Origin of the sequence: Marinomonas alcarazii (assembly GCF_003208215.1) — a bacterium.
In the GTDB taxonomy this organism is placed as follows: Bacteria; Pseudomonadota; Gammaproteobacteria; order Pseudomonadales; family Marinomonadaceae; genus Marinomonas; species Marinomonas alcarazii.
This window is the reverse complement of record NZ_QKLW01000009.1, coordinates 25,684-50,980: the sequence shown is the minus strand read 5'-3', so window position 1 is coordinate 50,980 and position 25,297 is coordinate 25,684. Positions and strand designations below refer to the sequence as shown.

At 42.5% G+C, this 25,297-nt stretch carries 22 protein-coding genes, 1 tRNA gene and 1 pseudogene; 17 read left to right on the top strand and 7 right to left on the bottom strand.

Features of this window, described 5'->3' with window-relative positions:
* Positions 1-10 precede the first annotated feature (10 nt).
* From DFP75_RS15265 to DFP75_RS15220, 10 genes are all read left to right on the top strand, one after another.
* A complete protein-coding gene (locus DFP75_RS15265) occupies positions 11-1,519 on the top strand; it encodes a flavin-containing monooxygenase (RefSeq protein WP_110576922.1) in 1,509 nt (502 codons plus the stop codon).
* Positions 1,512-2,483 carry a Bug family tripartite tricarboxylate transporter substrate binding protein gene (locus tag DFP75_RS15260; RefSeq protein WP_220032646.1) on the top strand — a complete coding sequence of 324 codons (972 nt, stop codon included), beginning with the start codon at positions 1,512-1,514 and terminating at the stop codon, positions 2,481-2,483. The genes DFP75_RS15265 and DFP75_RS15260 overlap by 8 nt, the downstream gene beginning before the upstream one ends.
* 71 nt (positions 2,484-2,554) lie before the next feature.
* Complete coding sequence (locus tag DFP75_RS15255; protein WP_110576921.1) at positions 2,555-3,028, top strand: tripartite tricarboxylate transporter TctB family protein; 474 nt, start codon at positions 2,555-2,557, stop codon at positions 3,026-3,028.
* Positions 3,029-3,037: 9 nt separating this feature from the next.
* Positions 3,038-4,531, top strand: a complete 1,494-nt coding sequence (locus tag DFP75_RS15250) for a tripartite tricarboxylate transporter permease (RefSeq protein ID WP_110576920.1) — start codon at positions 3,038-3,040, stop codon at positions 4,529-4,531.
* 232 nt (positions 4,532-4,763) lie between these two features.
* Positions 4,764-5,513: a helix-turn-helix domain-containing protein gene (locus DFP75_RS15245; protein WP_110576919.1), complete on the top strand. Its 750-nt coding sequence runs from the start codon at positions 4,764-4,766 to the stop codon at positions 5,511-5,513.
* 133 nt (positions 5,514-5,646) lie between these two features.
* Positions 5,647-6,624 carry an iron-siderophore ABC transporter substrate-binding protein gene (locus tag DFP75_RS15240; RefSeq protein ID WP_110576918.1) on the top strand — a complete coding sequence of 326 codons (978 nt, stop codon included), beginning with the start codon at positions 5,647-5,649 and terminating at the stop codon, positions 6,622-6,624.
* Entirely contained in the window at positions 6,621-7,643 is a 1,023-nt protein-coding gene (locus DFP75_RS15235) for a FecCD family ABC transporter permease (RefSeq protein WP_110576917.1), read from the top strand. The genes DFP75_RS15240 and DFP75_RS15235 overlap by 4 nt, the downstream gene beginning before the upstream one ends.
* Positions 7,640-8,680, top strand: coding sequence for a FecCD family ABC transporter permease (locus DFP75_RS15230; RefSeq protein ID WP_110576916.1), 1,041 nt, complete (start codon positions 7,640-7,642; stop codon positions 8,678-8,680). Before DFP75_RS15235 ends, DFP75_RS15230 begins: the two co-directional genes overlap by 4 nt.
* The gene (locus DFP75_RS15225; protein WP_110576915.1) at positions 8,677-9,486 is read left to right on the top strand and encodes an ABC transporter ATP-binding protein; all 810 of its coding nucleotides are present in this window, start codon (positions 8,677-8,679) and stop codon (positions 9,484-9,486) included. The genes DFP75_RS15230 and DFP75_RS15225 overlap by 4 nt, the downstream gene beginning before the upstream one ends.
* Positions 9,487-9,580: 94 nt before the next feature.
* On the top strand, positions 9,581-11,698 hold the full coding sequence (locus DFP75_RS15220; RefSeq protein ID WP_110576914.1) for a TonB-dependent siderophore receptor: 2,118 nt from the start codon (positions 9,581-9,583) through the stop codon (positions 11,696-11,698).
* Positions 11,699-11,880: 182 nt separating this feature from the next.
* On the opposite strand, the gene DFP75_RS15215 is transcribed toward DFP75_RS15220, so the two are convergent.
* The gene (locus DFP75_RS15215) at positions 11,881-12,231 is read right to left on the bottom strand and encodes a type II toxin-antitoxin system RelE/ParE family toxin (RefSeq protein ID WP_110576913.1); all 351 of its coding nucleotides are present in this window, start codon (positions 12,229-12,231) and stop codon (positions 11,881-11,883) included.
* Positions 12,215-12,490 carry a type II toxin-antitoxin system Phd/YefM family antitoxin gene (locus DFP75_RS15210; protein WP_110576912.1) on the bottom strand — a complete coding sequence of 92 codons (276 nt, stop codon included), beginning with the start codon at positions 12,488-12,490 and terminating at the stop codon, positions 12,215-12,217. Before DFP75_RS15210 ends, DFP75_RS15215 begins: the two co-directional genes overlap by 17 nt.
* A 263-nt stretch (positions 12,491-12,753) precedes the next feature.
* Here DFP75_RS15210 and DFP75_RS18635 point away from each other — a divergent pair.
* Positions 12,754-13,153: pseudogene (locus tag DFP75_RS18635) on the top strand (transposase family protein); the annotation flags it as partial.
* 122 nt (positions 13,154-13,275) lie between these two features.
* Here DFP75_RS18635 and DFP75_RS15205 read toward each other — a convergent pair.
* From DFP75_RS15205 to DFP75_RS15195, 3 genes are read right to left on the bottom strand one after another with little or no spacing between them, the layout of a single operon-like run.
* Positions 13,276-13,836 carry a phosphatase PAP2 family protein gene (locus DFP75_RS15205; RefSeq protein WP_110576911.1) on the bottom strand — a complete coding sequence of 187 codons (561 nt, stop codon included), beginning with the start codon at positions 13,834-13,836 and terminating at the stop codon, positions 13,276-13,278.
* A complete protein-coding gene (locus tag DFP75_RS15200; protein WP_110576910.1) occupies positions 13,833-15,515 on the bottom strand; it encodes a phosphoethanolamine transferase in 1,683 nt (560 codons plus the stop codon). Before DFP75_RS15200 ends, DFP75_RS15205 begins: the two co-directional genes overlap by 4 nt.
* Positions 15,502-15,885, bottom strand: a complete 384-nt coding sequence (locus tag DFP75_RS15195) for a diacylglycerol kinase (protein WP_181417040.1) — start codon at positions 15,883-15,885, stop codon at positions 15,502-15,504. The genes DFP75_RS15200 and DFP75_RS15195 overlap by 14 nt, the downstream gene beginning before the upstream one ends.
* Before the next feature lie 212 nt (positions 15,886-16,097).
* Here DFP75_RS15195 and DFP75_RS15190 point away from each other — a divergent pair, with 212 nt between their 5' ends.
* The 3 genes from DFP75_RS15190 to DFP75_RS15180 are packed head-to-tail and all read left to right on the top strand — an operon-like array spanning position 16,098 to position 19,198.
* Positions 16,098-17,378 carry a serine/threonine protein kinase gene (locus tag DFP75_RS15190; RefSeq protein ID WP_110576908.1) on the top strand — a complete coding sequence of 427 codons (1,281 nt, stop codon included), beginning with the start codon at positions 16,098-16,100 and terminating at the stop codon, positions 17,376-17,378.
* Positions 17,379-17,395: 17 nt separating this feature from the next.
* Positions 17,396-18,592: a hypothetical protein gene (locus DFP75_RS15185; RefSeq protein ID WP_110576907.1), complete on the top strand. Its 1,197-nt coding sequence runs from the start codon at positions 17,396-17,398 to the stop codon at positions 18,590-18,592.
* A gap of 3 nt (positions 18,593-18,595) precedes the next feature.
* A complete protein-coding gene (locus tag DFP75_RS15180; protein WP_110576906.1) occupies positions 18,596-19,198 on the top strand; it encodes an ECF-type sigma factor in 603 nt (200 codons plus the stop codon).
* 141 nt (positions 19,199-19,339) lie between these two features.
* Here the strand turns inward: DFP75_RS15180 and DFP75_RS15175 are convergent.
* Positions 19,340-19,416: transfer RNA gene (locus tag DFP75_RS15175), tRNA-Arg, on the bottom strand.
* A 94-nt stretch (positions 19,417-19,510) separates the two neighbouring features.
* Here DFP75_RS15175 and DFP75_RS15170 point away from each other — a divergent pair.
* Complete coding sequence (locus DFP75_RS15170; RefSeq protein WP_245927072.1) at positions 19,511-19,975, top strand: c-type cytochrome; 465 nt, start codon at positions 19,511-19,513, stop codon at positions 19,973-19,975.
* A 4-nt stretch (positions 19,976-19,979) separates the two neighbouring features.
* On the opposite strand, the gene rep is transcribed toward DFP75_RS15170, so the two are convergent.
* Positions 19,980-22,028, bottom strand: coding sequence for a DNA helicase Rep (gene rep, locus DFP75_RS15165; protein WP_110576904.1), 2,049 nt, complete (start codon positions 22,026-22,028; stop codon positions 19,980-19,982).
* Between the two features lie 235 nt (positions 22,029-22,263).
* On the opposite strand from rep, the gene DFP75_RS15160 reads away from it, so the two are divergent.
* Both DFP75_RS15160 and DFP75_RS15155 read left to right on the top strand, forming a co-directional pair.
* Positions 22,264-24,750: an AHH domain-containing protein gene (locus DFP75_RS15160; RefSeq protein ID WP_181417039.1), complete on the top strand. Its 2,487-nt coding sequence runs from the start codon at positions 22,264-22,266 to the stop codon at positions 24,748-24,750.
* On the top strand, positions 24,747-25,295 hold the full coding sequence (locus tag DFP75_RS15155; protein WP_110576902.1) for an imm11 family protein: 549 nt from the start codon (positions 24,747-24,749) through the stop codon (positions 25,293-25,295). The genes DFP75_RS15160 and DFP75_RS15155 overlap by 4 nt, the downstream gene beginning before the upstream one ends.
* Positions 25,296-25,297: the final 2 nt, after the last annotated feature.

Sequence of the window (25,297 nt, the reverse complement as noted above, 5' to 3'; positions counted from 1 at the left end):
AGGCGTTAACATGACATATAACCATGACGGCATCGCCATGCTGAACCAACGAGTTGCCAAAGACCTTACGCTTTTGGAGCTACCGGCAAAGTCTTGGGTAGAGGAAAAACATCACAACGGACAGCGTGTGTTGGATGTGATTTTTGTTGGTGCGGGTATGTGTGGCCTAGCTGGCGCAGCTAAGCTTAAATTGGCCGGAGTGGATAATATTGTCCTGTACGATACCGCGCCAAAAGGATATGAGGGACCTTGGGAAACGTTTGCCCGAATGGAAACCCTACGTTCCCCAAAAACACTGGCTGGTCCTTGCCTTGGCATTCCATCTCTTACCTTTCGCGCTTGGTTTGAAGCCCAATGGGGCGAAGAAGGTTTTGAGGAACTGACCCTTGCCCCAAAAAATGTTTGGATGGACTACCTACGTTGGTATCGTGATGTACTATCACTTCCGGTACAGAACGAAACTCGCGTGTTTGATGTTGAAGACGCGGGTGAAAATATTATCGTCGTTAAGATTGAAGACAGCACGGGGATTCACACTAAATACTGTCGTCACCTTGTTCTGGCTACCGGGCGGTCTGGTCTAGGTGGTGGTGCTGTACCAAGCTTTTTGCAGAAGCTAAACCGCAAATATTGGGCTCATAGTGCCGACCCTATCGATTTTACCGCTTTAAAAGGCAAACGCGTGATTGTGATCGGTGCTGGTGCATCAGCAATGGACAACGCTGCGACGGCTCTTGAAGCAGGTGCCGCGCAGGTCGATATGCTAATACGCCGCAAAGAAATGCCGCGCATCAATAAAATGACAGGGATTAGCTCACAAGGTGTCGTGAACGGCATGCGTTACTTGCCTGACGACTGGAAGTACAAATACTTTGCCTACGTCAATGATCAGCAAGTACCACCACCGCGTCCATCCACATTACGCGTTACAGAACATGAAAATGCGCGGACATTTTTAGGCTGCCCAGTTGAAGATGTTACGGAAACTGAAAATCAAATCGCAGTAAAAACACCGCTGCATACATTTCAGGCAGACTTTATCATTGCCGCAACAGGCTTTCGTAACGATTTCACAGGGCGACCGGAGTTTGCCGCTTTTGCTGAACACATTCGCACTTGGCAAGATGGCATTTATGATCCATCAATGGGCAAGCCCATTTCCGCTATGCTCAATGCCCCCTATTTAGGCGACGCCTTCGAGTTTCTTGAAAAGACCCAAGGCAGCTGCCCGATGCTATCGCACATTCATTGTTTCAATGATGCCGCCATGTTGTCTCACGGCAAACTGTCAGGTGATATTCCAGCCATTTCAGCTGGGGCAGACCGACTCATGCGAGGCATTGTCTCTGCATTATTTACCAGTGATGCAGATATCTACTTCGATCGTCTTCAAGCTTACGACAAAGCAGAACTTGAAGGTGACGAATGGGAAGACGCAAGTAAAACGCTGCTTTCCGAAAAAGACCGCATAAGCGGCTCAGATGCTCCAACCACTACAAAAGGACCCCCCCATGACTAAACGTAGACTTTCACTGTCGCTTCTAGCGACCCTTGGTATTGCAGCGATGAGCTCAGGCGCAGCAATAGCTGAAGATTTTCCAGATAGATCCATTGATGTCATCGTCGCCTATAATCCAGGTGGCGGAACGGACGTTGCCGCACGCACTATCGAACCTTACATCGAAAAATACCTTGGTGAAGATCTTGTCATCATCAACAAGCCAGGCGCTGGTGGCGAAGTCGGTTTTTCCTTACTAGCAGCAGGCAAAAAAGACGGCTACACAATGGGGTTTATTAACCTGCCTGCCATGTACAGCTACTCTTACGAACGCGATACATCCTATTCACCTAAAAGCTTCACGGGTGTTGCCAACCTTGTGTACGATCCAGGTGTCATTGTTGTGCGTTCAGACAGCAAATTAAAAACCCTACAAGATTTGGTTGATTACGGTAAAAACAAACCCGGCGCATTACCAATAGGCACATCGGGTTCCGTCGGCTCATCTGAGCATATTGCGATTCTAGGTGTTGAAGCGGCAACTGGTGCAAAATTCAATCATGTTCCATTCGGAGCAACAGCGCCTTTGCGTACAGCACTATTGGGCGGACACATTCAAGTGGCGGCATTCAATTTGTCTGAAGCAGACGAATATGTTGAAGATGGCTCTATGCGATTACTTGGTGTCATGAGCGAAGAACGCAGTCCAATGTCTCCAGACACACCAACATTCCGTGAACAAGGTGTGGATGTGATCTCTGGCTCGTCTCGCGGTCTTGCTGTTCCTGCTGGAACCGACCCAAAAATAGTGGCCATTTTGTCGGCTGCGGTAGAAAAAGCTGTGAATGACCCTGAATACCTTGCTAAAGCTAAGTCCGCTGGTGTTCCAGTGCATTATCTTGGTGGTTCAGATTACGACGCTTTTCTAACTAACGTCAGTAAATCACTGGATGCTGCATGGGCTGCAACGCCTTGGAGTAAATAAGCCAAACGGCTTTCAATGGGCCACAGCGGTTACGCTTTGGCCCTATTAGATTTTATATTAGGAGCGATTCTATGAGCTTTCGTATGGCAGAGTGTTATGCTGCCTTAGGCATGATTTTACTGGTAGTTTTCGGATGGTTTCAGATAAGTGATCTGCCAACGGATGCTCGTATGTTCCCTGCAGCTCTACTTTTGATCATCGGTGTATTATCTGCAGCATTACTCGTGCGTGGCATCATAGGCAAAGCGGCACACTTTTATAACCAAGAAGCCAAAAACTGGCGATTTGCGATTTCTAGCAAACGCATGCTTATCGGATTCGCGATGCTTGCGCTCTATTTTCTAATCCTGCCTTATCTTGGCTTTTTCACTACTTCATTCATCCTGATCATCAGCATGGCGAGGGGCGCTGGATATAATAAACCCATCCCTCTTTTCTTCTCAGCAGTCGGGTTTTGTCTTTTTGTGTACACAATTTTTGTGGCACTTTTTGAACGCCCTCTTCCAGAAGAGTTCTTTATAACGCTTCTCTCGACTTCTTTTTAAGGACATATGATGGAAACGCTTCAAGCTATTTTTCATGCACTTCCTGCTGTTCTTGCATGGCATAATGTTCTGGCTATGGTCATTGGTACCTTGGCGGGGATGGTCGTTGGGTCACTTCCCGGTCTGACTGCGACGATGGCGATTGCGGTTTTAATTCCGCTGACCTTCTCGATGACGCCTCTGGTAGCGCTCGGCATCATGGCTGGAATATACAATGGCGCTATGTACGGCGGTGCTGTACCCGCCATTTTGCTCAATGTACCAGGCACGCCACCTTCTATTGTAACCACCTTTGATGGTCACCCATTAGCCAAGCAAGGCCGTGCGGCTCTCGCCTTAAAAGTGGCTTGTTGGTCCTCTGCGATTGGTGGCGCTTTTAGTGCTATCTCATTGATGGCGCTGGCACCACCACTTGTCATGGTTACCCTGCTGTTTGGTCCCGCTGAATATTTTTGGCTTGGGATCTTGGGCATGTCATCTATCGCTATCCTGCTAGGAAAAGACCCGATCAAAGGGTTGATCGCTGCTGCCATTGGTTTGCTATTAGGCACAGTTGGATCCGATGTTGTAACAGGACAGCAACGCTTCACATTCGGGCGACTCGAACTGATTGACGGCATTAACCTGCTGGTTATTCTAACGGGGCTTTATGCCATTCCGCCTGCCATTCGTATGATTGAAAAGCGCTTCAGCGAGAATACTCAACGAATCGAAATCAAAGGCCATCCTGATGATGGTTTCTTTAAAAATTTCAAATTCTTATTACCAACGTGGTTACGCTCTTCCTTGATCGGCATTGGTGTTGGCATCTTACCTGCGACAGGTGGGTCAATGGCTGCGTTTCTCGCTTACAATGAAGTTCAACGTACCGCCAAAAATACAGATCGTTTTGGTAAAGGTGATATTCGTGGCGTTGCCGCAGCAGAAACAGGCAACAATGCAGATAACTCCGCTGCGATGATTCCTGCATTAGTATTGGGCGTACCTGGTAGTGGCGTCTCTGCCGTCATCCTTGCCGGACTGTTAGTGCATGGATTACAACCTGGCCCTCAGCTGTTCCGTGATACACCAGACATTGTGTACGGCTTCATGTGGCAAATGCTCTTTACCTCTTTCATGCTCTTTGCTCTAGGTGGGAATGTGGCAACACGTCTCTTTGCCCAAGTAATGCGCTTACCACAAGTAATCCTTGCTCCCATGATTATGTGCCTAACATTGGTGGGGATTTACGCCCTTTCAAATGACATGTTCAATGTGTGGATTATGTTCGGAATGGGCATCCTTGGTTACATTCTCAGCCGACTGGACTTTCCCCTAGCTCCAATCGTGTTAGGGCTTGTGCTTGGTAACATGATAGAGCAAAACCTACGACTCACTTTGCTGATTCACCAAGGCGACCTAACGGCTTTGATTGACTCGCCATTATCAAAGGGACTATTTGGCCTCTTTGTTATCTTGTGTCTCGTGCCTATTTACCGTCGCCTGCGCTCGGCAAAGTCTTAGCACTATAAGAGTGAGTCAGATGAATTTTGGCTCACTCTTAACCCTGCAATAATTGGACGTATGTCAATACGTGATTATTGCTATTTAATAATGATAACCAAACGTTAATACGAACCTATCTCAATTGAAGCTAGAAGATCTTTTTTTAATCGTTATACTATCCACTTACATTTAAAGCAGCCATCGAAGGAACGAACGCGCGACACTCACCTCCCACTTTTGCGATTAGGTAATGAAAGAGACCATTCAACTAACGTCATTAGAACCAAGTGACGATTTATCCCCATTCGTTGAAAGCTTTTGGATGATCGAAAATCCAAGCGATGAAGATGAAGAGCTTTCCACTTTCCCGGATGGCGGCATTGATTTGTACTTTTTCCACAACGCCGAGTATCCGCTGCATATTTCCTTGGTTGGGCTAGAAACAGACGCCAAAGTGGGCGCCATGCCAAAGCACTCTGTCTTACTTGGTGTTCGCTTAAAAATATTGGCCGCAGAGTATTTGTTAAACACGTCTGTGGCGCACATTCTGAACGATCGCATTACGCTCGACATTGGCTTCGCGGGAATAGAACTCAACGACCTAGCAAGCCTTGAAACCTTTGCTAACAAGCTTAGTTTGTACTTTGCATCACAACGAACAACGCCAATAGACCCTCGTAAAAAAGTCATGTCAGACCTGATTTATCAGAATCACGGTTCTATAACCGTGACCGAGATATCCCAAGCGGCTAACTGGAGCAGCCGCCAAATCAACCGCTATTTTAATAAGTGGCTTGGCTTACCACTAAAAAGTTACTGTGACATTTTGAGGTTTCGCCACAGCTTCGACTCACTCAAGGTTGGTGAACTCTTTCCCAAAGAAGGTTTTAACGACCAATCTCACTATATAAAATTGATCAAAAAGTACTCTAGCCTAACGCCAAAGCAACTGGCTCAAGATGAAAACGACCGATTTATACAATTATATTCTGAAGATTAGCTCTATTATCCGACTCGTTTTACAATTGATTATGAGATTCATTCCCATAAAAACTCACTCATTACGTTGTAACACCTAACACCCTCGCTCCTTTATTTCGCACTAAATTTGATTGGCATGGCACAAATATAATATGAAGATGATTATCGTTATTACCATTATTTCTGCATTTTTGAGCAATGCATGGGCTACAGACAACTCACGCTTCCCAATTACGATTCAACACGCTTTCGGCACGACGACTATTACTCATAAACCCAAACGCGTTGCGACTGTGGCATGGGCAAACCATGAAGTGCCCCTTGCGTTAGGCATCGTTCCTGTTGGTTTTGCTGCCGCCACATTTGGAGACGACGATGGCGATGGTTTGTTACCTTGGGTTGCTGCGCGACTTAAAGAACTGAACGCCAAGACACCCGTATTATTTGATGAAGGAGATGGCATAGATTTCGAAGCGGTTGCCGCCACACAGCCCGACGTTATTCTGGCGGCGTACTCCGGCTTAAGCCAATCCGATTACGACACGCTAAGTATGATCGCTCCTGTCGTCGCTTTCCCAGACAAGCCCTGGTCTACCAACTGGCGCAGCATGATTCGCATTAACAGTGCTGGTCTGGGAATGGCAGAAGAAGGGGAAAAACTGATTGCCAGCATTGAAAAAGACATCGCCAAGCGCGTTGATCAATACCCAGAGCTAAAAGGCAAATCGGCCATGTTTATCACTCATCTTGATCCAACCGATTTAAGTGTTATTCGTTTTTACACTGCCAATGATACCCGCGTGAAATTTTTTGATGACCTAGGCATGCACTCTCCGCAAAGCATCAAAGACATCAGTAAAGACGGGCTCTTCTCTGGCGAAAGCAGCATTGAACAAATAGACATGTTTAACGACGTGGATATTTTCGTTACCTATGGCAATAAAGAGTTACAGGCACCTTTAGAATCGAACCCTCTTATGTCGAAGATGCGAGCCATTAAAAATGGTTCGATCGTCATGCTGGGAAATAGCAAAATAGCGACCGCCGCTAATCCGACGCCCTTGTCTATTACTTGGGTATTAGATGATTACCTTGAAGCGCTCGCAAAAGCGGCACGTAAAGCCAAATGAGCCAAAGCAACGCCAAACATAAAGGCTTTCTAAAACAAAAGCCCATAGCTCTGTTGTTTGTCACGGCGGTCTTACTGCTGTTGTGCTTTTCCTCTATCGCTGTAGGGACGAGGGATGTTTCTTGGCAAGAGATAATAGGAGCACTACAAGGCCAGATGAACACCATGGGGGAAGCCTCTGTGACGATGCGCATACCACGCACAGTACTTGCCATCATTGCTGGCTGCGCCTTGGGGTTATCTGGTGCCATTATGCAAAGTGTGACCCGTAACCCATTAGCAGATCCGGGAATTCTTGGCGTTAATGTGGGTGCCGCTTTCTTTGTGGTTATTGGCTTGGCGTGGTTTGGTATTAACCAACTGCAAACCTATGTTTGGCTCGCCATACTTGGTGCAGGTATAACGGCCATTTTTGTCTATTTTATTAGTTCGTTAGGTTACGGCAAATCCACCCCGCTTAAGTTCGCCTTGGCGGGTGCCGCAACCTCGGCTGCGCTGTCGTCTTTTATTGTGGCCGTCGTTTTGCCACGAAATGACATTGCTGGCAGTGCCAACTCTTGGCAAATAGGCGGCGTCGGTGGCGCCACGTTTGATAGCATCCAACTCGTTCTGCCCTTCTTAATTGTTGGTTTTTTACTCAGCGTATTTATTGCTAGGAAGTTAAATACGCTTGCGCTCGGAGACGATATTGCCGCTGGACTGGGAGAAAATGTCACTTGGATTCGTCTTTTAGCTTGGTTGTCTGCGGTACTTCTATGCGGAGCAACAACGGCTATTTGTGGCCCCATTGGTTTTGTCGGGCTCGTGGTTCCTCATTTATGTCGACTGCTTGTCGGCGTAGATAACCGCTGGCTACTCATTTTTTCAGCGCTTATCGGTGCTTGCTTATTGTTAAGCGCAGATGTACTAGGGCGTGTTATAGCAAGACCCAGTGAACTTTCTGTTGGCGTTGTCACCGCCTTCGTTGGTGCCCCCTTCTTCATCTGGATTGTCCGCAGACAAAGGGTGAAAGAATTATGATTAACACAAACTCAACGCTCGCACGCGTTACCAGCGGACGAAAAAACCGATCCAAGCGCTGGAAATGCGTGGCTAGCTTACTTTGCTTATTGGCTGTGGCTGCGTTTTCAATCACCTTAACCTTGGGACAATCCTTCACTCCACCACAAGACGTTATAAAGGTTTTGCTTGGTGAAAACGTCCCTGGTGCCTCTTTTGTGGTGGGTCAGTTGCGCCTTCCCAGAGCCATTATTTCTCTTCTTGTCGGCATGAGCTTTGGTATGGCAGGCGTGGCATTCCAAGTCATGCTAAGAAACCCTTTAGCCAGCCCCGATATTATCGGAGTAAGTTCTGGTGCGACCGCCGCCGCAGTGTTTGCCATTATTGTGCTGCACATGGATGGTGCCAGTGTGGCCTTCTTCTCAATCGCAGTAGGCTTATTAGTAGCCTTAGCGGTCTATGGATTGTCCTATCGAAATGGCGCGTCAGGTGCTCGACTTATCCTTGTTGGTATTGGCGTCTCCGCCATGATTGAAAGCTTTATTGTGTATTTGTTATCACAAGCTCAAGCATGGGATCGCCAAGAAGCCATGCGTTGGCTCAGTGGCAGTGTCAATTCCGCTCAAATTCATCAAGCCTTGCCGCTCATCATTTCTTTATTGGTGTTTGGTGGATTTTTACTGAGTCGCACCCGAGATCTAGAAGCATTACGAATGGGTGACGATACCGCCCACGCACTGGGTGTTCGAGTTGGCATGACGCGCATTACCGTTATTGTTTCGGCTGTTGGACTTATTGCGGTGGGAGTCGCAATAACAGGGCCTATTGCGTTTGTGGCTTTTTTATCAGGCCCCATTGCCGTTCGTCTTGTGAAGAACAATGGCTCGCTGCTGATTCCTTCTGCTTTAGTGGGCGCTTGCTTAGTCATGGGCGGTGATTATATCGGACAATTCTTGCTGCCTAGTCGCTACCCTGTCGGTGTGATTACTGGCGCCCTAGGTGCGCCCTACCTTATTTATCTTATTATTCGTGTTAATCGTAAAGGTGGCTCACTATGACACTAAAACACCAACTCGTTGTCGATCATCTTGCTGCTGGTTATGGTGAAAAAACCATCCTTAACGACATCAATATAGACATTAAAGCAGGTCAAATTACATCTATCATTGGTGCCAATGCCTGTGGAAAATCCACCTTATTGCGCACTATGTCACGCTTATTATCGCCGTCTAATGGTCAAGTCTTACTGGATGGCAAATCGATACACAACACGCCAACACGACAACTAGCGCAAACGCTTGGTCTGCTTCCTCAATCACCGATTGCGCCAGAGGGGATAACGGTCAGCGACCTAGTCAGCCGAGGTCGACATCCCCATCATGGGTTCCTATCAAGATGGCGCAAAGAAGACGATGAAGCCATTGCCAAAGCGCTAGAAACCACCAAAACCACAGAGCTTTTGGACCGAGAAATAGACGAATTGTCTGGCGGTCAACGCCAGCGCGTCTGGATCGCCATGGCATTGGCACAAGAAACCGACATATTGCTATTAGACGAACCAACCACCTTCTTGGACGTCGCTCACCAAATTGAAGTATTGGACCTGCTTGTTGACCTAAACCAAAACCGTGGCACCACCATCGTATTGGTATTACATGATCTTAATCTGGCAGCGCGTTATTCAGACCAGCTCATCGCCATACAACAAGGTCAAGTCTTTGCCAATGGAGCGCCAAATGAAGTGGTAACAGAAGACATGATTCACGCTGTTTTTGGCCTCCAGAGCCAAGTCATCACAGACCCTATTTCCGGCAGCCCAATGGTTGTACCAATTGGACGTCACAAGAGAATAAAACACACTTAAACAAAGCAAATTGAATCCGTCATTTATGACAGAAAATTATCAATAATCATTAGCAATACTATTTTCATAATATTAGATAATAGAGGAACCAAAGATGAACAAGAAAAGCGCTCTTCCCCTAAAATTAAAGCAAAGCCACTGCGCTGCCGCGACACTTTTCTGCTACTCCGTACTTACACCAATTGCCGGGTATGCAGAAACAGAAAGTGAAGTAGGCACCTTTCGACTTTCCCCTATCATGGTGAATGATCAAGCTATAGCCGATGATGACTCAGAATCTGTTGTGGCCAAAGAGCTTTGGGTTGGTGGTAAAGTCGCCACCAGTATTCAAGACACACCGGCGTCTGTCTCTGTCATCACTGAAAAAGAAATCAAACAACGTGGCGCCAGTACCACAGAAGAAGTGCTTGAATATACACCAGCTACCGTGACAGGTTACTACAGCACAGATGACAGAAACGATTATTTCCAAATTCGCGGCTTTAGCGCCACAACCTATCGCGATGGGCTCACTCTTGGTTCCATGAGAGACATTAGAGAAGACGCTTATGCTTTTGAGCGTGTCGAGGTAATCCGCGGTGCGAACTCCACCTTATTCGGCCCAGCTGACCCAGGTGGATCCATCAACTTTGTAAGTAAACAACCAAAATTCTATAACTTTAATAACGCCTTCGTCACCTATGGCTCTAACGACCATAAAGAAGTGGGTATCGATGTTGGCGACACACTTGATGAAGACAAAACCCTAGCCTACAGATTAACGGGCAAGGTCAAAGACAGTGACCGAGAATACGATTACTCAAAAGACGATTCGCAATTCATCATGGGCGGTCTTGCTTGGGAGCCTAATGACAACACCAGAGCCAACCTAATCGTTGACTACCTAAAAACCGACTCATCACCAAACAGCGGCGGCTACCCTGCTGGCAAAAACTATGACAGCAACCTATTTTATGGTGAACCTGATTATAATTTTCACGATGTAGAGCGAACCAACATCAGCGCCAATATTACTCACAAGCTTGATAATGGCTTTAAAGTTATTTCAAATTTACGCTACAGCGATGCCGAGAATAACTTTGGTTATATATATTTGAATAAGTATTCTGCAAACACCTCTGGCAACATTATGGGACGTGATTATTACGCCCAAGATTCAGAGTTAGAGCAGTTCAACGGCAACTTACTCGGGCAATATGACATTAGTTTTGATCGCCTAGACAGCAGTACTGTATTTGGTATCGAGTATCAAAACTCATCTAAAAATGCCAGTTCAAGCTACACAAAAAGAGGCGACACATCTCCCATCAGTGATATAAATATTAAGAATCCTGTATACACTGGTGTACCAGCTAATCTACCAGTCGCTAGCCACACAAAAACCGATTTCCAAACAAAAGCTGTGTTGGTTCAACAAAACTTCGCATTAGACGATAAATACATCCTAACTCTCGGTGCACGTCACGATAAAATTGATGTTGACCAGTTTGACTATTTAACCAGCACAAAGTCATCAAATAACTTTTCAGAAGATACCTTCCGCTCGGCATTTACATATAAATTTAACGATGAAGTGTCTGCCTACATAAGCCAAGTAGAGTCAGTAGCTCCACCATCAGCGACAAGTACCAAAATTGTCCGCGGCGACCAGACTGAGGTCGGTGTTAAATACTCACCAAGTAATATGAACGCCCTGTTCTCTATTGCTGTTTACGATCTTGAAAAAAGCAATGTAGAAACCGCCTCTTTCCAAAGTAGCGGCATCGTTCGCGAAACCATTGGTAAAAACCAAGTAAAAGGTGTGGACCTAGAAGCTCGCGCGGAGTTAACAGCTAATCTAAGCATCTCTGGTGGTTACTCATACATGGAGCCAAAAATTACCAAAGATGACACCTACGAAGGCAAAATGATCTCATACACACCCAAGCATTCCGCTTCTGTTTGGGGGCATTACACACTCCCACGCCAAGACATGTCTGTCGGTCTAGGAGCTCGTTACATCGGCTCCTACTACTTCACCAATACCAACGATTCGAAAAGTGAATCCGCAGTAATAGTAGATGCTTCATTTGGCTATGACATTACGAAAGACACTCAACTATCTATGAATATCAGTAACTTACTTGGTAAAGAATATGTTGCGGGGTCTGGTTCAGCGGATTTCTACAACCCAGGCCGAGACATCACTCTCACCTTAAATCACAGCTGGTAAACAGCACTAATGCAATAAATCGAAAATCATCCCTTTTATTTAGCCAGTATGGATATCCATACTGGCTTTTTTTGTTTCAATTATGTTTTTTAAACTTATAAAAAGGCTAGAACATAGTGCAAAAGATGACAATAAATAATACACAAACAGAGATTCAGAAGGGATTGCTACAGCGTGAGAAACTACTTAAACAAGAGACAATAATCTACCAAAGAGCGCTCTATACTTTGTTTTTGAGAAAGCAAAACATCGGCTTGCACTATAATTTTATCGTTCAATTCCGTTATTTGATAAATAAGTCGGAAGCTATCTAAATGATATTCTCTAAAATTAGGTATACCGATTAAAAGTAAGGTTTGTGACACTGGACAAGAATAAGGCGAAGTCATGACCCTATTCTCGAAGGACTCTATTAGCTTTTCTACACGGTTAATTACACTTAACTCATCAGTATATAAGCTTAAATGATCAATTAAATTGTCAGCAGTATTACCAAATGTTTCAGTGTAAAAAATTTCAACCTTTTTCGCCATCAGCAACCGCCCTCAACGCAACCTTACGATTGGCTAATCGTTCCTTGAAAGAATCACTAGACATCACCTTATCTTGCTTAGAATCTTCAACAGAAAAAGACAATAACTTCATCAAAGCAATGGCTTCATCTCTTTGCTTTCTTTCTGCATAGGATTCAATAACATAAGACGGTGTACCGTTTTGGGTAATTGTCATAGGTTCCTCAAGTGGTAAATTCGCCGCATTTTTCTTGAGGTAACTAATGGTTTCAACTCTCATAATATTTTCCTTTTTATCAAATGCGCATTAGAGGTGTCACCCAGATACAATAATCCAAAAAGAGCGAACCATCAAGATATAGACCATATTTAGACTTTATTTAGGCTTTATCGGTATCTTGTTTGGCAATAAAAACCATAACACCTACTAAGGCATAGCTTTACCAGTCGCTTCATGCTGAACGATGGCAACATACTCACACTTTTCCATAACGACAATGAGATATGCCCATTTAGCACCTGAACACTTGAGAGATGCAGCCCATCAATGAAACCTGTTATCGCTATCAGGGAAAATTCAATGATGAAAACTCGTACATAGCGAACTTACTTATTGATATTGCAGAAGAGCAGTCTAACAGAGGGTTTGGTGTGTGTTTTTCTTTTCTAAGGAATATGAAAGGTCATGGTTGGAACCATAAATGCGTTTATTGAATCTATTGTGAGCTAACACTGAATCTGCGTATTCGCCCAAACGACGTCTAAATCGTAACGTACCAGCCCCCTTAAAGGAACCCACTCGGCCAAACCAAGTATGGTCAATCGGTTTATGCACAATCAACTCGCCGATGAACAAAAGTATCGTTTGTTCAATGTGATTGACGATTTTAAACGCGAGGGACTGGCTATGGAGGCGGTTTTTTCGCTGCCGTCACTACGAGTGAACAACTCTTAGAATGGCTCGAGAAACCGTTAATTATTAATTCATATTAAAAATTTCTTCAGCCAATAAAAAAGGGGCTTATTCAAGATAGAATAAGCCCCTTTTTGTTAACTAAACAGTAACTAGTAACTCATAGACGCATAAAGTCCATACGCACTTCTATCAATGATTGGAGCAACGACAAGATCTCTAGCACTATTTCCCTGACCAGAAATAAGATATTGCACGCCTACAGCTAAAGCTGCGCCAACAGCGACATCGTGCCAGTAATGATATTCGCCATGAACACGTGAATAACCAACAAAAGTAGCAGCGGTATAGGCTGGAACGCCATATTCCCATCCATATCTCATCTGCAAGAAAGCTGCACCTTGAAACGCTGCAGAAGTGTGTCCGGACGGAAATGAGTTACCATCCATACCGTTTGGACGTTCTTCGTCTATGGCAAACTTCAATGTATGCGTCGCGACTGACGTCCATAAGGCTCCCTCTGCCCATTGGCCAGTCCCTTCATAATCGCTTTTCAAAAGTGAGATTATACCGGCTGCGAGTGGAATCCCTATCTGAAGGTTATCTCCAGCGCGCACGATACCATCATCAGCATGAGCCGCACTAAAGCAAGACACAAATAAACAGACAACTATCGCCATAACAGATTTAACAAAAGCTTGTCGTGATCTCATTTTTGAGCCCCCAAGCATGCGTTAAATATATTCAGCTTTGGGTTCAGCTCTTGTGTAGAAACACGAGTAAGGCTAAGTAATGAATGGAAAAAGTAATCATGAGAAATGTCTGTATCTTTTGATGCTTTTAGACAGCTCAGATCTATATTGAAAGCGGTAGCTGTTTCTTCTGGCAACCATACAAACCAAGGCACTTGAGTCTGATATTCGGGAGCAAATGCATATGGCGCACCATGCAAATACAGTCCGTTTTCACCTAAAGACTCTCCATGGTCTGAAACATATATAAGACCGACATTATATTTCTCTTGATATTTTTTAAGCTTTTCAATCAATTGAGAAAGAATAAAATCGGTATAAACAATCGTATTGTCATAAACATTAACGATTTCTTGGTCAGTACATTGCTCAATGTCCTGCCTTTCACAGGCTGGCTCAAATACAGACATAGATTTAGGATATCTTTTATAGTATGTCGTCCCATGAGAGCCAATAATGTGAAAAGCAAGCAGTTTGTTTGAGGCCTCCATATTTTGGATGTTTTTATCTATATCCGTGATTAGTGCTTCATCGTAACAGTAGCTGCCATCACAAAATTCAGATCGATTTCGTGCTAATTCGACAAATGGAATACGTTTGGCGACACCCTTATCACCACCATCATTTTCCTTCCATAAAAGCTGATAGCCACTTTTTTGAATGATATCTAAAACATTGCTTTGACTATTGGCGATTGCCTTTTTATAAGATTGCCGAGATAAATTTGAAAACATGCATGGCAAAGAGTGTGCTGTGGCTGTTCCACAGGATTCAACTGAAGAAAATGAAACCAAGTCATACTTTTCTGTATAAGGGTTTGTATTACGAGAATAACCATTGTATTGAATATTCTGTGAGCGAGCCGTTTCACCAATAACCACAAAAATTAGATTAGGCTTATTTGAATTATTCGTTAATATTTTCGCATCATTTCCAAGTTCACGATATTCAATAGGCTTAGAAAAAACATGTTGCCTTAAATATTTATAAGTCCCGTATACGTGAGTAGGTGTAATTAATTTATTCATATACGAATAATTACGTCCCACTGCTGAAATTTCTTTATAGCTTACTTTTGCAACAATTAATCCAATAGATATAGCTATAAAAATAGTAGCCAATCTTTCTAAAACTTCTTTTGACCATTTTTTTCTAAACTTATTTTTTTTAAAAAGGATAAATATGGAAGGCAATATTCCAAGAAAAAATACAAACCCCATCGAACCTAAAGAAAGAAAACCTAATGCTTCAGCAGGGTCAGTTTCAATTGTATTTTCAATCATTCCGATATCCCAAATAACACCATAATGTAAAGTGGCATATGAGCAAGAAGCTGAAGTGATAATTAGGGGTATAAAAAATATTTTATTTACAAAAGGAAAAGAAAAAATCTGAAATATAACAACAAAAAATGAGGATAGTATTATTGGAACAGATATAAGCAAAGTATAACTGAATGATTCTGTGTCTTTTGTTACTTTTATTAATTCATTAATAATAGGAAGGTTTAAAACTGTTCCCAAATAAACCCCAACCAATGTGCTAAGAAAACTATATGAAATAGGACGTTTAAAAAAACGTACAACTCCAAACTTCCCAAGCATATTTCCTTTGGCTAAAACAGCTCTAATTAAAGGCATAAGACAGCACCTCATCACCTAAAATTAAGCTCCAACTAGCGATTAAGGCCACTAAAGAAACAAAAACAGCAGCACTACCAATGTCTTTTGCTCGACCGCTAAGTTCATGATATTCATCCCCTACACGGTCTACGACAGCCTCGATCCCTGAGTTGAGTAACTCAACAATAAGCACGAGTAACAAAGTTGAGATCAACATTGCTTTTTCTACACCCGTGCTATCTGAAAGTAAGGCGATAGGCCCCATTATTAAAATTAGAGTTGTTTCTTGACGGACTGCGGCCTCATATTTAAAGGCTGCTTTAAAGCCTTGATATGAATAGCCCGCAGCTTTAATAACTCGCATTATTCCTGTGTGACTTGACTTCAACACGATCTCCCACGACTTAGCTGGATGTTTTTTAAACAAAAAAACGCTACGACTTTAAAATTTCATCGGGGAGGATTTTAGAAACGTATTTTCCTAAGGCAAAGATACGTATTTTGAAAGGAAACCCGTAAATTATTTTTTATTTTTTCATCTAAATTAATCAGTTATACTCACACAACTCTGAAAACCTAATCTTGCGTAAGGTTAAATTAATGCCACTTCTTACTGAATTAATTCACAAAACATCTTATATGGATGAGGAAGAACGCTGTGAATTCATTGAAGACCTGAAGAGAAAACATCCAGATTTACTTAGAGATATTGATGATCAACTTTCTTTCAATACGGACTTTGACCTTACAAAAATTCTCTCTGTATCAGCTTCATACGCGGTCTCTTCTGACATCTATTTAGAAAGCACTATTGTTGGGAAATATAAACTACAGAATAAGCTAGGCTCTGGTGGGATTGGCGTCGTTTATAAAGCAGAAAGAAATGATCAAACCTTTGAACAATCTGTAGCGGTAAAATTTATACAACCTGCTTTGGTTAATGTTATTGGTCGATGGGCTTTATTTCGTGAAGCACAACTTCTTGCAAGTCTCAATCACCCAAATATTGCTAAAGTATTTGATGGAGGAGAGCATGAAGGACATATTTATATTTCTATGGAATGGATTGATGGCTCAACGCTAGGAGACTATTTAAAAAACAAGAATATAAGTCATAACAAAAAACTTAATATATTTATTGATATTTGCAGTGCATTAGAACATGCACATTCAAGAAATATAATCCATGGTGACATCAAGCCGTCGAACATTATTATTGATGAGATAGGAAGGGCGAAACTCATAGATTTCAATTTATTTATAAAAACAAACACAGGCTCAGACATAGAAGATATATCCGCATTCACTTCTGAATATTCAAGCCCAGAACAGTTAGAGTCAAAAGAACTAACACAAAGTATAGATATTTATTCAGTTGGGAAATTATTAGAAGCACTAAATAAAGATAACATTTCTCAAGAGCTAGAAAAAATAATAAACAAATCCACTCAGCATGAGTCATCTAGCCGATACTCTAATATTACAGAGCTAAAAAATGATATTAAAAATATATTAGAAACAAAACCTATATCATTGATGAAGGGAAACTATTTTTATATTTTAAAAAAGTTCATTAGAAGAAGGCGGCTTACATCTCTATTAATTTCAATCGTATTCATAACGTTAATTACCTTGTGGATATCTATCTTTTTAAAGAATCAACAAATTGAATTTGAAAAAAAAGCAGCTGAAAGTTTACTATTCGAAATAGCAAATTTATTACACTACAGCGATGATGGAAAATACAGGCAAGCCACTTTGGAAACCATGTTAGATCTAACTAGAAGAAAAATCCTATCAAATCGAGATCTATCTGATGAAATGAAAGGCAAATTGATTAAAGAACTAATAAGCCCATCGAAAATTTACAACCATAAATAAAGAGAAAACCAAAAAAAATGTCAGTGAACAAAAAAACTAAAACAGATATTATTAAATTATTTTTAATAATAACAATAACTACGATGTCATTTAAAACAATTGCGGACACAAAAAAAGCTCAACTCTCCGAAAAAATGGATATAGAAATATATTATGAAACATCAAGTGGTTTATCGGGGTTAACAGAGAATGGATATTATAATTTCAATACAGGTGACGATGTTACTTTCTACTTAACTGAAAACAAAAAAATTGAAATATTAAAGCTAAATAAAAAATTATTAAATTCAAAACACACAAACTTTAAAGATGTGGTTTTTCAACCATTAGATAAAACACTAACAAATTACGTTGTACAGAAAGCAGATAAAAATGGTGATTTATGTTTTTATGATGTTTCTAAATATTCTACTGAAAATTATACAGGTCCAATTGGTGAAACGTATTACAAAGTAACTGCTAAAGGAATTTATGAGTACCCTAGTATAGGTGACAATTTTACAAATTGTGAGCGCAAACCTAGCACCAAAAAAAGTGTAAGCTTTGAGCCAATCGACGATTTCTCTCGTTTTAAAGGGGGAATTCTCGGGTGTGCATTAAATGGATGTTCTATTAAAGATCTTAATGGATACTCTTTGACTGCTTATGCCGTAGAAAATGAAGGCAATGAGAAATATCGAAGTGTCGCAATGCATTACGATCAAGATAGTAAAATCTTGATCGAGAAGAGTAAGGGCATCGGTAAGCAAGATGGATTTTCTCATTTAAATTTAGCCGAATACCTCTGGCTAACGCCTTTAAAAGAAGATATAGATAGCTTAAAATTTAACGGGTTATGGCGCTATAGAGAGATAGGACAAAAAGAAATTAAAACTGGTTGCATCTTAATAAAAGGCGATCAAATTTTTGAGTCTAACAAAAAAAACTCTAACTGCATAAAATCAGTTGAAAGCTATAAAATAGATGTTTCATCGAAATATATTGATATGTGGTGGCTTAAAAATGAAGGGGCTACAGCAACAATTGCTCAAGTTAATGCCGCAGTAAAATATAAAGATCAAAATAGTATAATACAATATACTGAATGGGAGTACTTCCCCATTTCTGATGATTTAGAGAGTGCTCCTCTTTATAAATACTCATATAATCCAAATGAAATAAAAAACAAGAAAAAAGAAATATTTTCTATAACCACATTCGAGAGAGTAAAATAAGCATTGGAATATAACACTAACCTATATATTTTATTTGGTGAAAAAAACAAAAATGTCGAAAAGGTTTTATATACTTTTGTTTACCAAAGATTAAAAGACATTGCTCGTGTTCAAAAGCAACGCCATCCTAATTCTTCGAAAGACATCATAGAAGATCAGGAAAAAACTACGGCTTTAGTTCACGAAGCATATCTTAAGATGACTCATTTTCCTCGTGAAGAATTAAATAGTAAACGAGATTTTTATCTAGCTATTGCCACCTTGATCAATCAAGTTTTATCGGATATATCGAGAAAGAAAACAGCAAAAAAAAGAAATAGTACAGCTGGTGTATTTAATAGTAATACTACTAACGATGAATTATCTTTTATGGAAGCAAGCCTTTCTATTGAAAAGTTACTGTTGAAATTAGAGTCAAACTATTCAAGGCAGGTTGAAATCTTCAAACTAAAGCAGTTAGTAGGCTTGTCTACTAAAGAGCTGACTGAATTGTACAATTGTAGTGATAGCTTAATCGAGAAAGACCTTCTCTTTGTACGTAGATGGTTAAAATCAAAGTTACACACAAGTTCTCACAATGAATTTGAGACTGCAATCCCAATATAAAGAAGCTAAGAGAAGAGGTATTAGGTCAAGAATTTCCTTAAGCATATCTTTTTTTAAGATAAGTATTAAGAAAATCAAAGAAAGATCTGCCTAATAAGGCATAAGATACAAAGACTACAGAGTTAGTGGCCATTATCAAAATGGTACGCCCGAGAGGATTCGAACCTCCGGCCTTCGCCTCCGGAGGGCGACGCTCTATCCAGCTGAGCTACGGGCGCATGACTTGTTGCGTGGCAATAATACTTTGCGCGATGCAAAGTGAGCCAGAACAAATTGGAGTGCGTATTCTAAAGGAAATTCTTCAGGATTCCAGTGCTTAATGACGGAAAGCCGCAGATTCATGTTTTTATCTGCTTTTCTCTCATTTACCTAGTGGTTGAAGTCGAGGATAATTCTCTCGCTGTTCACTTATTCATGTTATCAGGAGCGTCTCTACCGATGCAATGCAAGCGTTTCCCGCTCAGTTTTACAGCCCTTTTATTTAGTGGTTTCGCTATGAGCTTGCTGCTGAGCAATTCGGCGCATGCCGCACGTTCAGGCGAGGCACTTTACAACAGTTTTTGCATTGCCTGTCACATGAATGGCGTCGCAGGCGCGCCAAAAATTGGGCATGCTGAAGATTGGCAACCACGCATTGAAAAAGGCATAAACACGTTATTAAAAGATGCGATAAGTGGCTATAAAGCCATGCCGCCAAAGGGATTATGTTTCGATTGCAGTGAAGACGAGCTGCATGATGCGATTCAATACATGATCGACAAAAGCTCAAGCAAATAGCTATTTAGCCATTAAGCATGGCTTTTAGTGCCGATAACGAAGCTTGGCCGCGCTCTTTTTTACTGCTTTCACCTTCGTCGCTGCGCCCTTCCCAAACAAGATCTTCTTCTGGTAATTCATCCAAGAATCGACTCGGTAAACAGTCGATTTCTTCGCCATATTGGCGACGTTTCGCGGCCAAGGTAATACACAAGGTCTTTTTCGCTCGAGTAATTCCCACATAAGCCAGTCGACGCTCTTCTTCGATGTCATCATTCTCTATACTGTTTCTATGAGGTAACAGTTCCTCTTCACAACCGATCAAGAACACATGTGGATATTCCAAACCTTTGGAAGCATGAAGCGTTAATAACTGAACTTTGTCTTCGTCCTCTTCTTCCTCTTGGCGTTCGAGCATGTCGATCAATAACAGCTTACTAATCGCCTGATCCAAACCAGCGGTTTCGTCTTCCTCCCATGCGGATTCCATCATGCGTTGAATGGAATCCAGCAAGAAGCGCACGTTTTCAATGCGTCGATCGCCCGCCTTTGAAGACGATGTTTGCTCCTGAATCCAGCCGTAATAATCCATGTCATGGATCATTTGCTCAATAACAGGCACGGGCGAAGCGCCTTCTAAACGCTGGCGCAAGTTGGACATCCAACGTTCAAAATCCTGCAAGCTTTTTAATGATCGTCCAGAAACCGTCTCTTCAAGCTCTTTATAGCCGGATGCTTCAAACAGGCTTACGTCACGCTCAGTTGCCAAGTTACCGACTTTTTCCAGCGTCGCAGGTCCAATTTCCCGACGCGGTAAGTTAACAATGCGCAAGAAGGCATTGTCGTCCGATGGGTTCACCAAGAGACGTAAATAACTCATTAAATCTTTGATTTCTGCCCGCGAGAAAAACGAAGTGCCGCCGTTCATCTTGTAAGGAATACGGTAGGCTTGCAGCTTGATTTCCAATAAGCGCGCTTGGTGGTTACCACGATACAAGATGGCAAAATCACGATAAGGAATTTCATGACGCAAATGGCGTGACTGGATTTCCGCTGCCACGCGCTCTGATTCTGCGTCTTCGTTACGAGTCACCATAACGCGAATCGGGTCGCCCTCTTCGTGATCACTCCACAAGGCTTTATCGTAAATATGCGGATTATTCGCTATCAGCGTATTGGCCGCTTTCAATATGGTTTTAGTCGAGCGATAGTTTTGCTCTAACTTGACCAATTTCAAACTCGGGTAATCGACCGATAAACGCTCTAGATTTTCTGGGCGCGCACCACGCCACGCATAAATGGATTGGTCATCATCGCCTACTAGAGTGAAACAACGACGAAATCCAGCTAACAAACGAATCAATTCATACTGGCTGGCGTTGGTGTCTTGGCACTCATCCACCAGCAAGTAGCGGACTTTGTTTTGCCAACGATCACGCAACTCAGCATCGGCCATTAACAAACTAACCGGCAATAAGATCAAATCGTCGAAATCTACTGCGTTGTAAGCGCGCAAATAACGCTGATATTGCACATACACTTGCGCAGCCAACAGAAACTCTTCGGTATCGGCATTGGTCATAGCTTCTTGTGGCGTGGTTAGATCGTTTTTCCAATTGGAAATCGTATTCTGACAATAGGCCGCCGCATCCATTTGCCCATTAAACTCTTTATCCAAAATTTCTTTTACAAGGCTGAGAGAGTCTTGTGAATCAAATAAGGTAAAGCCTTCTTTTAAACCCGCACGGCGATATTCTTTTCGAAGGATTCGTAAGCCTAAATTATGGAACGTCGAGATACTCAAGCCGCGACTTTCTTGTTTAGACAACATGCCGACAACACGTTCTTTCATTTCACGCGCCGCTTTATTGGTAAAGGTCACCGCGATAATGCTGCTTGCCTTAAAACCACAGGTTTGAATCAGATAGGCAATTTTTGTGGTAATTACGCTGGTTTTTCCCGATCCAGCCCCCGCCAGCACCAACAAAGGACCGTCTATTTGTTTCACAGCATCTAACTGTCTTTCGTTCAAACTGCGAAGACGCTGGGCGATGGAAGGTAAGGACTCACTCATGGAAAACTCAGGCTCGTAAGGCTATTAAAAATCAGCCGTAAGTGTACCCGACAATCCACTTTCTCGCACTGTGATAAAAATCATAATAGCAACCCCAGAAATCTAAACGCTGTCGGCAGCCTCTTGCATACAAAAAAAGCAGAATAAAATCACAATACCTTTACAGTAATCGCGCTTTATTCATAACTATGCCTCACTTAAAATATTGACTCGATTATTTAGAATGGACTCTAATATGGCTTATCGCCTCATTGCCACACCTGAACACATCTCATCTTACGAGCTTTCGATGATCGAAGCGGATATCGCCAATATCCCCGAAGCTACTTTACGTGAATTAACTCCCGCAGGTCAGTCAAGTCAAAGTTTGCTGAATGCTCTCAATACAGGTCAATCCCTAGTAATATGCGACCAACCTCGTGTGCCCTTATTTCTAGAAAATAAAGATCGTGACTATGGCGCTCCCGATTGGTTATTAAACCCCGCTGCGGCTTCAACTCAAATTACTTCTCGTTTATCGCATATTGACTATGCAACGGAAGTGAAAAAAATGGACATTACCTCAGGCAGTGCAGGAGCGTCTGGTGCTGGGGTCTACCTATTGCATAAAGAGCTGGTGTATGAAAAACCAGCCACCAAGACATTACCTGAACGTGTCGCCCAACAACGATCAGAGCGTTATAAGGCTCTGGATGAAGCAGACAAGAAACAATACGTACAAGCTCGCTTTTTCTACTGCGCCAATCAAGGCAAACAAATGAAATATGGCAATTGGACAGGTGACCGTCAGCCTGTGGCGGATGTGTCATGGCGCTTATTACAAGGCGAAAAGGAAATAGCCTCTGGTGTAACTGATCAAAGTGGTGAAGTTTATGTCGATACACTATTAAGCGGAAATACTTGCGTACTAGAATATAACCTTACCCAAGCAGCAGCTCAACAAACAACAATTAAGATGAATGACTGCACCTATATCAAGCTGCCCTCTTTTGTTTTAGCCCATGTTTACGATGATCTAGAAAGCACCCCTGTTCCTAAAACACCTTTTAATATTACTTTATCCAATAACACTATCATTAGTGGTAAAACCGATAGTAAGGGTCAAGTGGTCATGGGCCCATTAGAGGCCGATGTGGCTCAAGTAGAGTTTTATCCAGAAGAGAGTGAAGACGAAATAGATACCTCTCTAAAGACATTAAACCAACAACTAGAAGACCAACTTGCCCTGTATGCCGAAGCCTTAGCAGAGGATGTTGTTAGCGAATACGCTCCAAGTCATATGGAGCCAACGGCTGAAGAAACAGAAGAACAAGCTAAGATAGAACAAATCCGAACGGATTTTGAAAAGGCCGTCGCGGATAAAATTAACGAACTAAAGCAGCAGGCAGCGGAATTCGACGGACAAACGTGGTATCAAAAAACATGGGATATCGCCTTGGCGGCGGGTGAAGGTGGCATGAATGGCGTCACCGAGTATCTGCCTGACTTAGGGTCTTTTGGTGAGCTCCTAGATAAGATGCAATTAGACGTACCGCCACAAGTTGTTATTAAAGCCTTAGCAACAGGCGATGTAGATGAACTAGAGCGAGCCTTTCAACAATGGCAAGCCAGAGCGGGAGATGACTATGCCGAAGCCTCCGCTCAGATGGAAATGGTACTGATTCTTCTGAAAGACAGCCATGTGCGAGAGACACTGTTAAGTTTACCGCAACGCTTTTTAGAAGCGGCACCCACAGATGCCCTTGTCGCAATGACGGCATCACAAGCCACTCAAACAGGGATAGATGTCACCGCCGTAAGCGGTGCCACGGCGTTTGGTGCAGCGCTTGGTGGTGTGGCAGCACCTATCACTGGCGGCGTGGCTGTATCCGCAACCCTAGGACGAAAGTCCGCTAAAATAGCCGAACAAATATCCGACACCATCATGTCTTTGTCAGAAGCCTTGGTCAAAAAACGCAATAAGCGTACGGACTCAATAAATGGCCACAGTAAACACAGCCAAACCCCAAACCAGGGCAAAGAAAAAGACCACGAACCGAAACACTGTCAATGGCAAGACTGCAAAACCAAGCACGATAAAACCATTAAATACGTGAACAACGGACGCACCACCCGACGTTTGGGCTTTAACAAACAATGGAAAAACGAGCAATTACAACCTTGGTTGTCACGAGGCGCTGGGCAAGCCTTACCAGCCCCTTTTCACGACCCAAAACATAGCGCGTGGGAATTAGGCTTTAAAGGCTTTATCAGCCCACTTTCCCGACAGCGGATGAAACAGTCGGCGGCCAACCCAAGCGCGAGCAGCCCCTACCCAGTACAAGGCCATCACCTGATTCCGGTTAGTGTTTTTGGCTCTACACAGTTTAAAAAATTAAGAAAAAATATACGCCTCATTGGCTGGGACGTTAATGATTCGGAAAATGGTATTTTCTTACCTGTGTTCGCACCAGATATGTTGCGACATGATCTACAGATACACCGCGGGCCACATCCGTCCAACTACAAGGAATTAATTCAATCTGAATTAATAGAGATAGAAGGTGAGTGCTTAAATCACTGTAAAAACGGTAATCAAAAGCAACTCATAAAAGAACTCCATGATTTATCTGAAGAAATCAAAGGCTATATAGAAGATTGGGACCCTAAATATTTATTACGTGAAGACAGCCTACAAATCAAGCAAGCTCTTAATAAAATATTAAAAGAGGAAAGACTATGAAGTATTGGTTGTATGGTGCGACTCAAGAAGCTTTGCAAGTATCGGCCGAATTTAAAAAAGACTACATTAGTCAAAAAATATACGCAGACACTACTCATAAAGAAGGTGAAGTGTTTGGAGATTTAAACGACGACTACCTTTTCTTTTCGGGCCTACCGAAACAAGTATTTAGTCAGCGTCTAATTAACGAAATTGCCAAATTCAACCCAGAAGGGGTGATTTATCAACCCATTACATTAAAGCTGCCAGATGGCTCGTTAAATAATAATTGGTGCAAAATCACGATGTCTGCTCACGTTGATTGCATTGACTTTAAACGCTCTGAATTAAAACTAAGAGAAAATGGCTCCATTCAGCGCATGAGAAAGCTCGTTGTGGATGAAGAAAAAGCAGACCGTGCCGGCTACGACATCTTTCGTTTGCATGGACGCTTTACCACCATTGTAATAAGCGATCGCATTAAGCAAGCCATTGAATCGGTGAACCCTACTGGTATTCGTTTTGAACCCACCGATGGCAGCGATCCAGACTGGTATGAATCCTAAAT